The organism is Magnetococcus marinus MC-1 (assembly GCF_000014865.1).
GTDB lineage: Bacteria > Pseudomonadota > Magnetococcia > Magnetococcales > Magnetococcaceae > Magnetococcus > Magnetococcus marinus.
This window is the reverse complement of the sequence record NC_008576.1, coordinates 2,455,544-2,469,264: the sequence shown is the minus strand read 5'-3', so window position 1 is coordinate 2,469,264 and position 13,721 is coordinate 2,455,544. Positions and strand designations below refer to the sequence as shown.

The following is a 13,721-nucleotide window of genomic DNA, read 5'->3' as shown; positions in this document are numbered from 1 at the left end:
GACCTCATTCAGAAAGGTGTCCAATGAGCAGAAGAAGTCCTAAAAATTTTGCCCCAGAGTTCAAAGAGCAGGTGCTCAAAATGGTAGAGAGCTCTGACAAGCCCATACCAGTGATTGCTGAGGAGTTTGGCATATCAGCTAAGAATATCTACAACTGGAGAAAGCGATCTCATGAGAAGCTAACATCCAGAGATAAAGATGAAATATTAGAAGTGAAAGAAGAAAATAAGCGCCTTAAAAAGAAGCTGGCTCAGCTTGAGGAGGAGCAGGCGATATTAAAAAAGGCGTGTGCGTACTTCGCGAGATCCCTTCCGTGAGGTACGCCTTTATTCAAGCTCATAGCAAAAGCTACTCTGTCGAGTCTTTATGCCGTGTTCTGGATGTTTCTCGTAGTGGATTTTATGGCTGGCTTAATCGAACCAGTACGAGTAAGGCTGAAGAGAATCAACTGCTTGAAGAGTGGATAGCAGAGATTTTCAAGGTGAGTCGATCAACCTATGGAACACGGCGTATACGCAAAGCGTTAAATGAGCATGGTGTACGAGTGAGTCGCCGACGCGTCTCCAGAATCAAGAGGAAGCTTGGCTTGGTTTGTAAAGCTCAGAAGCGTTATAAGGTTGTAACGACAGATTCAAATCACGCACTGCCTATAGCGCCTAACCTTCTTGATCGTCAATTCGATACGGAACGCCCTGATAACGCCTATGTTGGTGACATCACATATATTCCGACCAAGGAAGGTTGGCTTTATCTGGCTGTTTGGATTGACCTTTATTCCAGAGCTGTTGTCGGTTGGTCTATGGCAGACCCTATGAAAGCAGAACTGGTAACAGACGCTTTACGCATGGCCTTTTTCAAGCGCCGCCCAGAGGCCGGGCTGATTGTTCATAGTGATCGTGGTAGCCAATATGCATCTGAACTCTTGAGAAAATATCTGGATGAAAGAGGCTATACACAGAGTATGAGTCGCCGTGGTAACTGTTGGGACAACGGTGTGCCACGAACTCCTTATAGGAGGTGCTTCATAAAAGATGAGAGTGTGGCCTCTCGGAATCGGGTTGCAGGACCGGGTTTCAAACAGCGTCGAGCTGCTTAGGTAAAGAGCCTTGGTAGTGAGCGTCGGCGAAAAGGCGTTGTGGAAAACGTCATGTGAGAAATGAGAAGACGAACGCAAGTGAACCGTTGATGACGCATCGAAAAGCAATTCAACTGATATCAAAACTGGATAGCGTTGTTGATCCAGGACAAGTTCAGACGGCACCTGTTTACGGGCTGAATGGTATCCGGTGTGGAGACGGCGTGAGCTCATTACAGGCTTTTATGAGGAACGTGGGAACCTGTCGTTCCGATGATAAGGGAGAAATCCAAGAGGGCAGCCCCCTGGCGGAGAAGAGTACCGTAAGCGCCCATTTATCCCCAGGGTTCAGTTTGATCTGAAGGTATGTCACGCTTTCTGAAATTCAAAATTTTAGGAGGCGAACATGGAAGACAAATCAATTGAGGCGTCTGTGCTGAGTGAGAAGCAGCGGTACTGGCTGGATCATTTACGCAGTTGTCGTTCTGAGGTCGGCACCATTAAGGAGTACGCTGAAGTCCATAAGCTGAGCCTTCCATCGTTGTATTTTTGGAAGCGCAAGCTGACGCAAATGGGTTTTCTGGAAGAGTCAGGATCAGGCAAGCGACGTTTTCAGCGATTGGAATTGAGTTCAAAGTCTTCAGCATGATGTGGCAACACTAAAACGGACAGTGTTTTACGCGGACTTGAACCACTCTATTTCGTACTGAGAAGGACTCATATAGCCGATGGATGAGTGCTTGCGCTTTCGGTTATAAAAGACCTCTATATATTCAAAGATGATCTGTTTAGCCTCATCGCGTGTCTTAAAGTCACAGGATGAAACCAGTTCAACTTTGAGAGTGTGGAAAAAGCTTTCTGCTGGTGCGTTGTCCCAACAGTTACCACGGCGACTCATACTCTGTGTATAGCCTCTTTCATCCAGATATTTTCTCAAGAGTTCAGATGCATATTGGCTACCACGATCACTATGAACAATCAGCCCGGCCTCTGGGCGGCGCTTGAAAAAGGCCATGCGTAAAGCGTCTGTTACCAGTTCTGCTTTCATATGGTCTGCCATAGACCAACCGACAACAGCTCTGGAATAAAGGTCAATCCAAACAGCCAGATAAAGCCAACCTTCCTTGGTCGGAATATATGTGATGTCACCAACATAGGCGTTATCAGGGCGTTCCGTATCGAATTGACGATCAAGAAGGTTAGGCGCTATAGGCAGTGCGTGATTTGAATCTGTCGTTACAACCTTATAACGCTTCTGAGCTTTACAAACCAAGCCAAGCTTCCTCTTGATTCTGGAGACGCGTCGGCGACTCACTCGTACACCATGCTCATTTAACGCTTTGCGTATACGCCGTGTTCCATAGGTTGATCGACTCACCTTGAAAATCTCTGCTATCCACTCTTCAAGCAGTTGATTCTCTTCAGCCTTACTCGTACTGGTTCGATTAAGCCAGCCATAAAATCCACTACGAGAAACATCCAGAACACGGCATAAAGACTCGACAGAGTAGCTTTTGCTATGAGCTTGAATAAAGGCGTACCTCACGGAAGGGATCTCGCGAAGTACGCACACGCCTTTTTTAATATCGCCTGCTCCTCCTCAAGCTGAGCCAGCTTCTTTTTAAGGCGCTTATTTTCTTCTTTCACTTCTAATATTTCATCTTTATCTCTGGATGTTAGCTTCTCATGAGATCGCTTTCTCCAGTTGTAGATATTCTTAGCTGATATGCCAAACTCCTCAGCAATCACTGGTATGGGCTTGTCAGAGCTCTCTACCATTTTGAGCACCTGCTCTTTGAACTCTGGGGCAAAATTTTTAGGACTTCTTCTGCTCATTGGACACCTTTCTGAATGAGGTCTCATTTTCCCTCATTTTTTGTGTCCGTTAAAGTGTAGCCCCATCAGCAGGGGTCTGCCGGATTCAGTTCCCAAATGGTATGACGGTGGAGTGGTCAGGGAATGGTGGCGAGAGCTTGCTCTCTGTCCTGCGATCTGTGGCAGCCTTGTGATGATGCGCCCATCGCCGGATATTTCTGTCGTCCATCTTTGTTTGGAGCCGGTGGATTTCAGGAAGGGGATCAACGGACTGGCTGCATTGGTGGAGGCAGAACTGGAGTTGAATCCCTTTGATGAGGCTCTGTTCGTGTTTCGCAATCGATCATTGGACAAGGTGAAAATCCTTTACTGGGAACGTAATGGCTTCTGCCTGTGGCAAAGTATGTCCAGCGAAGGCTGGTATGTTCGGCGGGAGTCAGTCCTGCAAGGGTAATAACCAAATCCCTTTAGCTTGGATGGCGGGGTGGCGGGAGACCAAAGCCTCGGAGTCCATCGACAAATGCCGCTTTAGGTGGCAGCGAGTTATCAGGCCGTAACAACAGTGAACGCATTGGTGGCCTCGAAAAGACAAAGCCCTGAAGGCCGAGTCCTCTTTGCCAGGACGAAGGCAGCATGGATGATCGAAAATTGGTTGAAACGATTATTCACTTCGGCGGGGTGTGAGCGATGGCATGATAACAAGGACATACAAAGCAACTGGAGAAGTCCTACTCGTCCCGATGAGAAATTGTCGGAGCAAGGTAGGCGGAATAACCAGTGATCCTGGGAAATTCGCCGAAGATGAGAGGATGGCGGATGGGTTCGTAGTAGTTATGACGCAGGGTAACTCCTGTCGAGCGAAGGGGCCCTACTATTGGTATTCTTCTAACAAAACGAGAGGCAGAGACGGAATGATAAAAACGTCTATTAGGCTGCAGGATCTGAGAAGGAAGATATACCGCAAAGCGAAGATTGATAAATCTTGGCGATTTTGGGGATTGTATCATCATGTTTGCAAGCCAGAAACACTCAACACAGCCTATGAGATGGCAAGGAAGAACAAAGGAGCTCCAGGAATTGATGGGGTTACGTTTGAGGCTATCGAAGAAAGTGGTGTTGAACAATTTCTTGGTGAGGTGAGGAAAGAATTGGTTTCAGGTAGCTATCGTCCTTTAAAGAATCGCAGAAAAGCGATTCCGAAAGGTGATGGCAAAGAGCGTGTTCTTGGGATTCCGTCGATCCGTGATCGAGTAGTCCAAGGGGCGCTAAAGTTAATCCTGGAACCCATCTTTGAAGCTGATTTTCAATCTGGATCCTATGGATACCGTCCGAAACGGATGGCTCATCAAGCGGTAAATCGTGTCGCTATAGCCATAGCCCAAGGGAAGACGCAGGTTATTGATGCTGATTTGAAATCATATTTCGATACGGTTCAACATGATCTGGCTCTTCGGAAAGTGTCGGAACGAGTTGATGATGATCAGGTTATGCATCTTCTCAAGCTCATTTTCAAGACCAGTGGAAAACGGGGTGTTCCCCAAGGCGGTGTGATTTCACCTTTGATCAGTAATCTCTATCTCAATGAGGTAGACAAGATGCTGGAAAGGGCTAAGGAAGTTACCCGGAAAGGGAAATACACGCACATAGAGTATGCCCGTTTTGCGGATGATCTGGTAATTCTTGTGGATGGCCACCATCGGTGGAACGGCTTGGCACGAAAGGTATACCAACGTCTTGGTGAGGAATTAGCTAAATTGAAAGTTCAACTAAACCTTGAGAAAACCCGTGTGGTGGATTTGACCCGAGGAGAAGACTTCACTTTCCTTGGTTTCAATATTCGGCAGCGGATGACTCTCCAGGGCAAGCAAGGGGTTTTATGCATCCCTCGCATGAAGGCGAGAACAAGTCTGCTGGGAAGGCTCAAGGAGGTGTTCAAGCACCTACGTTCCCAGCCGACAGAATGGGTAGTTAACACTATCAACCCAATACTTCGGGGTTGGGTGAGCTACTTTCGGATTGGAAATTCCAGCCGATCATTCAATTTTGTTCGAAACTGGGTTGAACGGAAGATGCGTCGCCATTTGATGAGAGCCAGAGTACGCCGAGGTTTCGGCTGGAACCGGTGGAGTAGGGATTGGCTGTATAAATCACTGGGCCTATTCGGCGATTATAGAGTGGTTTATTACCAACCTAAAAGCACGACCAGCAGATAGATCTCATAAATTTTGCGATGAAGGCAATAGGAGAGCGTAGTGCGGGAAAACCGCATGCTGCGTTCGATGTGGCGGGAGTTGGAAACGTGATCACGGGAGGCGGACTTATGCCCATGGCGAAAGCTATATGGATTCATGCTACCGTCCCCTACAGTTGGCGCGCCAGTTCCCGACCCTACAGCGGCTGGAAAAGGACCGATTTCACTGGTTGCGCCAGGGAGGTGCCGCAGAAATCCAAATCACGGGGCGGCAGCTGAATTGGCTACTTGATGGCTACAACCTGGCGGCAATGAAGGGTCACAATAAACTGCATTTTTCTTCGATTGTATAGAGTGTTAAGGCGGTTTTTTTGGTATAATTTCGGCTATGAAAACGCTACCAAAGACACTCCCTGATGACCCTGCCGCTTTGCGGGAAATAATACTTTCCTTGCAGGCTGAAAATGTCCTTTTACAGGACAAAAGCAAGCGTATGGAGCATGAAGCCCAGCTTCTGAGGGAGAAGCTGAATATTCTCATTGCCAAGCGGTTTGGGCGTTCCAGTGAGAAGAGCGATCCCCGTCAGTTGGGTCTGTTCGATGAGGCAGAAGTGACGGCTGCCGAGGAACCTGAAGAGGATGCCGAAGAGATCCAGGTTCCTGCCCATAGCCGCAAAGTGAAGTCCAAAGGGCGCAAGCCATTGCCAGAGTGGCTACCCCGGGTGGATATCATTCATGAGTTGCCTGAGTCGGCATTGGTTTGTGGCCTGGATGGTCACCATTTGGTCGAGATTGGCCGTGAGACCAGCGAGCAACTGGATATTATTCCGGCCAAGGTGCAGGTATTGCGGCACATCCAGATCAAATATGGCTGTCCTCATTGCAAACAGGGCGTGAAGACGGCCCCTACACCCAAACGTCCCATTCCCAAGGCGTTGGCTACAGCTGCTCTATTGGCCCATGTGGCGGTATCCAAGTATGCCGATGGGTTACCGCTCTATCGACAGGGCGCCATTCTGACCCGTGCAGGGATTGATGTCTGTCGAACCACGCTGGCCAATTGGATGATCCAGTGCGGCCAACTGGTGCAGCCGTTGATCAATCTGATGCGGGACAAGATGCTGGATTACGATATCCTGCAGATGGATGAAACTACGATTCAAGTGCTTAAGGAAAAAGATAAAGTTGCATCCAGCAACTCCTATATGTGGGTACAGCGAGGTGGTCCCCCGGGTAGTCCGGTGATTTTGTTTGATTACGATCCCACACGCGGTGCCGAGGTTCCGAAACGGCTGTTGGCGGGCTATAAAGGCTGGTTGCAAACGGATGGGTATGCAGGTTATCTGGGTGTGGGTGCGCAGGAAGATGTGATCCTGATGGGGTGTTTTGCGCATGCCCGTCGTCAATTCGACGAGGCGATCAAAGCGTTGGGAAAATCCAAAAAAGGCAAGATAGGCAAGGCTGGGCAGGCACTGTCGCTGATCCGGAAACTGTACGCTGTGGAAAAGGATCTGCGTGAGGAAGAGGCTACTCCAGAGCGACGTTACAAGGTGCGCCAGGAGCGTTCCCGCCCCATTATCGATGAGTTGAAAACCTGGCTGGAAGATAATCGAGCAGGGGTGTTACCGAAAAGCAAACTCGGCGAAGCGATGGGATATCTGACCAATCAGTGGTCCTCTCTGATTCGATATCTTGATGATGGACGCCTGGAAATTGACAACAACAGAGCCGAGAACGCCATTCGCCCCTTTGTGATTGGCAGGAAAAATTGGCTCTTCAGCAACTCTGTTCGAGGTGCAAAGGCCTCGGCAAACCTCTACAGTTTGATTGAAACGGCCAAAGCCAATGGTTGGGAGCCCTTCGTCTATCTCACAAAGGTCTTTGAGGGCCTCGCCACAGCGCAAACCGTGGATGAGTTCGACTTGTTGCTCCCGTGGAATTTGAAATCTGCTGCTGAACCGGCAGGGTAGTTGATGGGGATAAATGGGCGCTTACAGAGTACCGATGCGGAGCACAGGGACGGAGCAGCCCGTAGTAGTGTTGAAGTGGCCGAAAGGTCATGGAGCAAAGGGGCTGCGTCATTCAGTCAAAGGCATAAGCCAACCCAAAAGGGGAGGAGCTTATGAATGCGACAAAGGCTTTTGATATACCGAAAGAGTTAGTGTGGCAGGCCTATCTGGATGTGAAACGAAGTTCAGGAGGGCCTGGCCTTGATGGTCTAACGATGGAGGCATTTGAAGAAGATTTGAAGAATCAGCTGTATAGGTTATGGAACCGAATGTCGTCGGGCAGCTACTTTCCACCACCTGTCATGCGGGTAGAAATCCCCAAATCAGATGGTGGTGTGCGAGGGCTGGGTATTCCGACGATTGGTGATCGTATCGCGCAAGCGGTTGTGAAACGATATCTGGAGCCATTGGTGGAGCCAAAAATTCCATGAAGACTCCTATGGATATCGTCCCAATCGCTCAGCTTTGGATGCCGTTAGACAGTAAGCGCCCATTTATCCCCATCAACTACCCTGCCGGTTCAGCAGCAGATTTCAAATTCCACGGGAGCAACAAGTCGAACTCATCCACGGTTTGCGCTGTGGCGAGGCCCTCAAAGACCTTTGTGAGATAGACGAAGGGCTCCCAACCATTGGCTTTGGCCGTTTCAATCAAACTGTAGAGGTTTGCCGAGGCCTTTGCACCTCGAACAGAGTTGCTGAAGAGCCAATTTTTCCTGCCAATCACAAAGGGGCGAATGGCGTTCTCGGCTCTGTTGTTGTCAATTTCCAGGCGTCCATCATCAAGATATCGAATCAGAGAGGACCACTGATTGGTCAGATATCCCATCGCTTCGCCGAGTTTGCTTTTCGGTAACACCCCTGCTCGATTATCTTCCAGCCAGGTTTTCAACTCATCGATAATGGGGCGGGAACGCTCCTGGCGCACCTTGTAACGTCGCTCTGGAGTAGCCTCTTCCTCACGCAGATCCTTTTCCACAGCGTACAGTTTCCGGATCAGCGACAGTGCCTGCCCAGCCTTGCCTATCTTGCCTTTTTTGGATTTTCCCAACGCTTTGATCGCCTCGTCGAATTGACGACGGGCATGCGCAAAACACCCCATCAGGATCACATCTTCCTGCGCACCCACACCCAGATAACCTGCATACCCATCCGTTTGCAACCAGCCTTTATAGCCCGCCAACAGCCGTTTCGGAACCTCGGCACCGCGTGTGGGATCGTAATCAAACAAAATCACCGGACTACCCGGGGGACCACCTCGCTGTACCCACATATAGGAGTTGCTGGCTGCAACTTTATCTTTTTCCTTAAGCACTTGAATCGTAGTTTCATCCATCTGCAGGATATCGTAATCCAGCATCTTGTCCCGCATCTTGGTTTCGATCAGTGGATGAAGGAGAATTATCCTCACATTCATTTTGAGCGTTGATGGGGCTACACTTTAACGGACACAAAAAATGAGGGAAAATGAGACCTCATTCAGAAAGGTGTCCAATGAGCAGAAGAAGTCCTAAAAATTTTGCCCCAGAGTTCAAAGAGCAGGTGCTCAAAATGGTAGAGAGCTCTGACAAGCCCATACCAGTGATTGCTGAGGAGTTTGGCATATCAGCTAACCCATGTTTAACATTTCTCTACCGAATTTAGGCATGTTTGGCCTATTGATATATTTTAACATATTGATTTATATGTACTCACAAATTCAAACATGTTTTGTAGTGCCATAATAAATTATTATGTCTTGCGCCACCATGGTGCTTTTGGTATCATTCCGAGTATGTATATACGACGCACACAAACCCGCAATACAGCCACAGGCGAATCTTACTACACGCATCGCCTGGTTCAATCCCTTCGTGTCGGCACGAAGGTCAGGCAGGTGACACTCTTGAATCTTGGCCGTCATTTCGCCATAGGCCAGAATCACTGGCCCACCTTGTGTTCACGTATCGATCAACTGCTAAGCCCTCAGAAGACACTGATTTCTCTTGATTGTCCTTCGCAAGTGGAGCGGGAGGCCCAGCGTATTGTCGCGCAATTGTTGACCCGTCAGCCGGAAGCAATCCCGTCTGCCAAGGAGACGGAAACCGGCCTTTCCCCAGAGGATGTGCAAACAGTATTGGTGGACTCTCTTGAAATGAGCCGCCCCCGGAGTGTGGGGGTGGAGCAGGTGGGACTATGGGCCATGGGTAAGGCAGGGTTTACAGAACTGTTGGCCGATGTCGGACTAACCGGCCCTCAGCGAGCCGCAGCCATCGGCGCCATTATTGGACGCATGGCCGCACCTGGTTCCGAACGGGCGCTGCATAGATGGCTCAGCGCCCAAAGCGGCCTAGGGGAGTTGCTTGATGTGGACTTCGAGACCATGAGCCTGATGCAATTTTACCGAGTTTCAGACCTATTGATCAGAAACCGCGAGGCTATCGAAAACAGATTGTTTTCCAAGATTAACGATCTATTCAACCTGCCGGGCACCGTCACCTTATACGATTTGACCAATACCTATTTTGAGGGAGAGGCAGAAGGAAACAGCAAAGCTCAGCGGGGGCGCTCAAAGGAGAAGCGTTGCGACTCTCCCCTGTTGACCTTGGGTCTGGTACTCGACGGTAGCGGGTTTGTGCGCCGTTCGCAGATTTTCCCCGGCAATGTCTCCGAAGGGAGCACCCTGGAAGGGATGCTCAAAGGCTTGAATGCTCCCAATGGTGCCTTGGTGGTTATGGATCGGGGGGTAGCCACTGAGGCCAATCTTGTCTGGTTACGCGACAAAGGCTATCGTTATCTGGTGGTCAGCCGAGAACGCGAGCGGCAATTCGATTTCAACGGTGCTGCATGTATCGAAACGGCCGCAAAGGAACAGATCCACATCCAAAAAGTTCTCAGCGACGATGGCCAGGAGGTGAGGCTTTACTGTCATTCCCAACGCCGTGCGGAAAAGGAAAAGGGGATCTCCCGGCGTTTTGCCGAGCGCTTTGAAGCCGGTCTGACTAAGCTCTCCGAGGGGCTTTCCAAGCCCCGCACCACAAAGAATATCGATAAACTTTGGGAGCGCATTGGACGGCTGAAAGAAAAAAATCGTGGTATAGGCCAGCACTACCACATCGAAATCATCCCGGACGACAGTGGTTTGCAGGCCCAAGCCATCCATTGGAAACAAAAACCGCTCGATGGCACCTCGCTGACCCACCCTGGGGTCTACTGCCTGCGTAGCAACGAGACCGGCTGGGATGAGGAGCGCTTATGGCGCACCTACATCACCCTCACGGATCTGGAATCGGTGTTTCGCTCTCTCAAATCGGAATTGGGCTTGCGTCCACTCTTCCATCGGAAAGAGGAACGCAGCGATGGTCATCTGTTTATCACCGTGCTGACCTACCAGATCGTACAGATAATACGTCAACAATTGGCGGAAAAAGGTATCCACGGTCGCTGGAGCACGCTGCGAGACATCCTCTCCAGCCAGTGCCGGATTACCGCTTCATTTCGACGACCCGATGGACATTCCTTGCAGGTGCGCAAAGCCACCAGACCTGAGCCTGAACAACAGAAAATCTTCCAGGCGCTTGGAATCCATGCAAACCCAGGCGGGGTGAAAAAGATGGTCGTCTGAGCACATTTTCCAAAGAATGCACAGTTTGTAGTGCCACTCGAAAAAAATACACATCGTAAGATTCTGTATTTTAAGATCTTCTACAATAGCCTGTTAAACATGGGCTAAGAATATCTACAACTGGAGAAAGCGATCTCATGAGAAGCTAACATCCAGAGATAAAGATGAAATATTAGAAGTGAAAGAAGAAAATAAGCGCCTTAAAAAGAAGCTAGCTCAGCTTGAGGAGGAGCAGGCGATATTAAAAAAGGCGTGTGCGTACTTCGCGAGATCCCTTCCGTGAGGTACGCCTTTATTCAAGCTCATAGCAAAAGCTACTCTGTCGAGTCTTTATGCCGTGTTCTGGATGTTTCTCGTAGTGGATTTTATGGCTGGCTTAATCGAACCAGTACGAGTAAGGCTGAAGAGAATCAACTGCTTGAAGAGTGGATAGCAGAGATTTTCAAGGTGAGTCGATCAACCTATGGAACACGGCGTATACGCAAAGCGTTAAATGAGCATGGTGTACGAGTGAGTCGCCGACGCGTCTCCAGAATCAAGAGGAAGCTTGGCTTGGTTTGTAAAGCTCAGAAGCGTTATAAGGTTGTAACGACAGATTCAAATCACGCACTGCCTATAGCGCCTAACCTTCTTGATCGTCAATTCGATACGGAACGCCCTGATAACGCCTATGTTGGTGACATCACATATATTCCGACCAAGGAAGGTTGGCTTTATCTGGCTGTTTGGATTGACCTTTATTCCAGAGCTGTTGTCGGTTGGTCTATGGCAGACCATATGAAAGCAGAACTGGTAACAGACGCTTTACGCATGGCCTTTTTCAAGCGCCGCCCAGAGGCCGGGCTGATTGTTCATAGTGATCGTGGTAGCCAATATGCATCTGAACTCTTGAGAAAATATCTGGATGAAAGAGGCTATACACAGAGTATGAGTCGCCGTGGTAACTGTTGGGACAACGGTGTGCCACGAACTCCTTATAGGAGGTGCTTCATAAAAGATGAGAGTGTGGCCTCTCGGAATCGGGTTGCAGGACCGGGTTTCAAACAGCGTCGAGCTGCTTAGGTAAAGAGCCTTGGTAGTGAGCGTCGGCGAAAAGGCGTTGTGGAAAACGTCATGTGAGAAATGAGAAGACGAACGCAAGTGAACCGTTGATGACGCATCGAAAAGCAATTCAACTGATATCAAAACTGGATAGCGTTGTTGATCCAGGACAAGTTCAGACGGCACCTGTTTACGGGCTGAATGGTATCCGGTGTGGAGACGGCGTGAGCTCATTACAGGCTTTTATGAGGAACGTGGGAACCTGTCGTTCCGATGATAAGGGAGAAATCCAAGAGGGCAGCCCCCTGGCGGAGAAGAGTACCGATGCGGAGCACAGGGACGGAGCAGCCCGTAGTAGTGTTGAAGTGGCCGAAAGGTCATGGAGCAAAGGGGCTGCGTCATTCAGTCAAAGGCATAAGCCAACCCAAAAGGGGAGGAGCTTATGAATGCGACAAAGGCTTTTGATATACCGAAAGAGTTAGTGTGGCAGGCCTATCTGGATGTGAAACGAAGTTCAGGAGGGCCTGGCCTTGATGGTCTAACGATGGAGGCATTTGAAGAAGATTTGAAGAATCAGCTGTATAGGTTATGGAACCGAATGTCGTCGGGCAGCTACTTTCCACCACCTGTCATGCGGGTAGAAATCCCCAAATCAGATGGTGGTGTGCGAGGGCTGGGTATTCCGACGATTGGTGATCGTATCGCGCAAGCGGTTGTGAAACGATATCTGGAGCCATTGGTGGAGCCAAAATTCCATGAAGACTCCTATGGATATCGTCCCAATCGCTCAGCTTTGGATGCCGTTAGACAGGCCCGCCAGCGCTGTTGGCGGGATGACTGGGTGCTTGATCTGGATATCAGCAAGTTTTTCGATAAACTGGATCATGCATTGGTAATGCGTGCGGTGAAGCGGTTTACAGATTGTAAGTGGGTTCTGCTCTACATCGAGAGGTGGTTAAAAGCAGATGTTCAACTACAGGATGAGACCATCCTTCATCGGGAGATGGGAACCCCCCAGGGCGGTGTAATCAGCCCTCTGCTTGCAAACATTTTTCTGCATCTTGGTTTCGATCAGTGGATGAAGGAGAATTATCCTCACATTCATTTTGAGCGTTATGCCGATGATATTGTCGTGCATTGCCGTTCCTTGAAGCAGTTGCAGTGGATCAAGAAGAGGATTGAACAGCGCTTGAAGCTCTGCAAATTGTCTCTCAACGACAAAAAGACGCGAGTTGTCTATTGTAAAGATTCTCGTAGGTCAGGGGAGTGGACGTGTCAGAGCTTTGATTTTCTGGGCTATACCTTTCGTCCAAGGTCATCACGCAACCACCGTGGAGAGCTTTTTGTAAGCTTTAGTCCGGCAATCAGTCGGAAAGCTTCGAAATCTCTACGGCAGACCATTCGGCGGGAGTGGAAGCTCCAAGCGAGGAGCCAGCACTCTATTGAGGAACTGGCAAGACGTTTAAATCCAGTGATCACAGGTTGGATAAACTATTATGGCCGATTCTGTCGATCGGAGATGCACTCTGTATTGGACCGGATAAACACCGCTCTTGCCTTCTGGGCAATGCGTAAGTTCAAGAAACTCCGTGGGCACAAGACCCGAGCGCACAAGTGGCTCAAAGGGGTTGCCCAGAGAGAGCCATCTTTGTTTGCGCATTGGAAATATCAGGGCTGGATGACAAGAGCCGTATGAGCTGAGAGGTTCACGTACGGTTCTGTGAGAGGCTGAGGGTGAAATTCCCTCGGTCTACTCGACCACCAGCAGAAAGCTTTTTCCACACTCTCAAAGTTGAACTGGTTTCATCCTGTGACTTTAAGACACGCGATGAGGCTAAACAGATCATCTTTGAATATATAGAGGTCTTTTATAACCGAAAGCGCAAGCACTCATCCATCGGCTATATGAGTCCTTCTCAGTACGAAATAGAGTGGTTCAAGTCCGCGTAAAACACTGTCCGTTTTAGTGTTGCCACATCACGTTATGC

The 13,721-nt window shown here is 49.3% G+C and carries 8 protein-coding genes and 6 pseudogenes; 12 read left to right on the top strand and 2 right to left on the bottom strand.

The window, feature by feature from the left end; all coding sequences use genetic code 11:
* Positions 1-23 precede the first annotated feature (23 nt).
* A pseudogene (locus MMC1_RS21210) lies at positions 24-991 on the top strand (IS3-like element ISMasp3 family transposase); the annotation flags it as partial.
* 490 nt (positions 992-1,481) lie between these two features.
* Positions 1,482-1,724 (top strand): IS66 family insertion sequence element accessory protein TnpA, encoded by a 243-nt coding sequence (tnpA, locus tag MMC1_RS10165; protein WP_011713629.1) that lies wholly within the window; start codon positions 1,482-1,484, stop codon positions 1,722-1,724.
* 27 nt (positions 1,725-1,751) lie between these two features.
* Here tnpA and MMC1_RS10160 read toward each other — a convergent pair.
* Positions 1,752-2,911, bottom strand: a protein-coding gene (locus MMC1_RS10160; RefSeq protein WP_085987174.1) for an IS3-like element ISMasp3 family transposase whose coding sequence is annotated in 2 segments (ribosomal slippage) — positions 1,752-2,659 and positions 2,659-2,911 — 1,161 coding nt in all. Because the reading frame shifts where the segments join, the coding sequence is not laid out codon by codon here.
* Positions 2,912-3,083: 172 nt separating this feature from the next.
* Between MMC1_RS10160 and tnpB (MMC1_RS10150) the strand changes: the two genes are divergently transcribed.
* From tnpB (MMC1_RS10150) to MMC1_RS10130, 5 genes and pseudogenes are all read left to right on the top strand, one after another.
* The gene (gene tnpB, locus MMC1_RS10150) at positions 3,084-3,344 is read left to right on the top strand and encodes an IS66 family insertion sequence element accessory protein TnpB (RefSeq protein WP_011713627.1); all 261 of its coding nucleotides are present in this window, start codon (positions 3,084-3,086) and stop codon (positions 3,342-3,344) included.
* Between the two features lie 457 nt (positions 3,345-3,801).
* Entirely contained in the window at positions 3,802-5,103 is a 1,302-nt protein-coding gene (gene ltrA / locus MMC1_RS10145) for a group II intron reverse transcriptase/maturase (RefSeq protein WP_011713626.1), read from the top strand.
* A gap of 127 nt (positions 5,104-5,230) precedes the next feature.
* Positions 5,231-5,434 carry an IS66 family insertion sequence element accessory protein TnpB gene (gene tnpB, locus MMC1_RS10140; RefSeq protein WP_011713625.1) on the top strand — a complete coding sequence of 68 codons (204 nt, stop codon included), beginning with the start codon at positions 5,231-5,233 and terminating at the stop codon, positions 5,432-5,434.
* Between the two features lie 35 nt (positions 5,435-5,469).
* The gene (gene tnpC, locus MMC1_RS10135) at positions 5,470-7,050 is read left to right on the top strand and encodes an IS66 family transposase (protein WP_011713624.1); all 1,581 of its coding nucleotides are present in this window, start codon (positions 5,470-5,472) and stop codon (positions 7,048-7,050) included.
* Between the two features lie 152 nt (positions 7,051-7,202).
* Positions 7,203-7,566: pseudogene (locus MMC1_RS10130) on the top strand (group II intron reverse transcriptase/maturase); the annotation flags it as partial.
* Between the two features lie 30 nt (positions 7,567-7,596).
* Here MMC1_RS10130 and tnpC (MMC1_RS10125) read toward each other — a convergent pair.
* Positions 7,597-8,487 (bottom strand): annotated as a pseudogene (tnpC, locus tag MMC1_RS10125) (IS66 family transposase); the annotation flags it as partial.
* A gap of 95 nt (positions 8,488-8,582) precedes the next feature.
* Here tnpC (MMC1_RS10125) and MMC1_RS21655 point away from each other — a divergent pair.
* From MMC1_RS21655 to MMC1_RS21200, 5 genes and pseudogenes are all read left to right on the top strand, one after another.
* Positions 8,583-8,699 (top strand): annotated as a pseudogene (locus MMC1_RS21655) (transposase); the annotation flags it as partial.
* A 163-nt stretch (positions 8,700-8,862) separates the two neighbouring features.
* Positions 8,863-10,692, top strand: a complete 1,830-nt coding sequence (locus MMC1_RS10120) for an IS1634 family transposase (RefSeq protein WP_041642167.1) — start codon at positions 8,863-8,865, stop codon at positions 10,690-10,692.
* A gap of 103 nt (positions 10,693-10,795) precedes the next feature.
* Positions 10,796-11,649, top strand: a pseudogene (locus MMC1_RS21205) (IS3-like element ISMasp3 family transposase); the annotation flags it as partial.
* Between the two features lie 526 nt (positions 11,650-12,175).
* Positions 12,176-13,429, top strand: a complete 1,254-nt coding sequence (ltrA, locus tag MMC1_RS10110) for a group II intron reverse transcriptase/maturase (RefSeq protein ID WP_011712341.1) — start codon at positions 12,176-12,178, stop codon at positions 13,427-13,429.
* Positions 13,430-13,494: 65 nt separating this feature from the next.
* A pseudogene (locus tag MMC1_RS21200) lies at positions 13,495-13,683 on the top strand (IS3 family transposase); the annotation flags it as partial.
* Between the last annotated feature and the right edge of the window lie 38 nt (positions 13,684-13,721).

Excerpts from the sequence above, each read along its gene's own strand:
- tnpA (WP_011713629.1), top strand. The coding sequence starts at position 1,482 with ATGGAAGACAAATCAATTGAGGCGTCTGTGCTGAGTGAGAAGCAGCGG.
- tnpB (WP_011713627.1), top strand. The coding sequence starts at position 3,084 with ATGATGCGCCCATCGCCGGATATTTCTGTCGTCCATCTTTGTTTGGAG.
- ltrA (WP_011713626.1), top strand. The coding sequence starts at position 3,802 with ATGATAAAAACGTCTATTAGGCTGCAGGATCTGAGAAGGAAGATATAC.
- tnpB (WP_011713625.1), top strand. The coding sequence starts at position 5,231 with ATGGATTCATGCTACCGTCCCCTACAGTTGGCGCGCCAGTTCCCGACC.
- tnpC (WP_011713624.1), top strand. The coding sequence starts at position 5,470 with ATGAAAACGCTACCAAAGACACTCCCTGATGACCCTGCCGCTTTGCGG.
- MMC1_RS10120 (WP_041642167.1), top strand. The coding sequence starts at position 8,863 with ATGTATATACGACGCACACAAACCCGCAATACAGCCACAGGCGAATCT.
- ltrA (WP_011712341.1), top strand. The coding sequence starts at position 12,176 with ATGAATGCGACAAAGGCTTTTGATATACCGAAAGAGTTAGTGTGGCAG.